The following is a 512-nucleotide window of genomic DNA, read 5'->3' as shown; positions in this document are numbered from 1 at the left end:
CTGCTGCTCGGCCTGTCGAAGATCCTGGAGAACATGGAGCTGGGCCACAACGTCATGCATGGCCAGTACGACTGGATGGGCGACGCGCAGCTGCAGGGCGCCACCTACGAGTGGGACATCGTCGCCACCGGCGACAACTGGCGCAAGACGCACAACTTCCGCCACCACACCTACACCAACGTGCGCGGCATGGACGACGACATCGGCTACGGCCTGCTGCGGATCTTCCCCGAGGAGCGCTGGAAGGCGTTCTACCTGCTGCAGCCGGTGATCGCGGTGTTCTTCGCGCTGTACTTCCAGTGGGGCGTGGCGATCCAGGACCTCAAGCTGGGCCGCTGGTGGCATGGTAAGATGAAGACCTCGGAGCTGGTCGCCTCGGCGCGCCCGGTCGGCCGCAAGATGGCGCGCCAGCTGCTCAAGGACTACCTGCTGTTCCCGCTCCTGGCCGGCCCGTTCTTCCTGCCGGTACTGCTCGGCAACCTGGTGGCCAACGGCATCCGCAACGTGTGGAC

1 protein-coding gene is annotated in these 512 nt (G+C 65.6%); it reads left to right on the top strand.

Going from position 1 to position 512, the window contains the following annotated elements; genetic code table 11:
• Nucleotides 1–512, top strand: a 512-nt coding sequence (locus SB822_RS54875) for a fatty acid desaturase family protein (RefSeq protein WP_410858819.1), incomplete at both ends; no start/stop codon positions are given.

The sequence above is a fragment of the Paraburkholderia sp. SIMBA_054 genome, from assembly GCF_046534875.1.
Lineage (GTDB): Bacteria > Pseudomonadota > Gammaproteobacteria > Burkholderiales > Burkholderiaceae > Paraburkholderia > Paraburkholderia hospita.
Note: the sequence above shows the minus strand (reverse complement) of the source record. Positions and strands in the feature narration are given on the sequence as shown.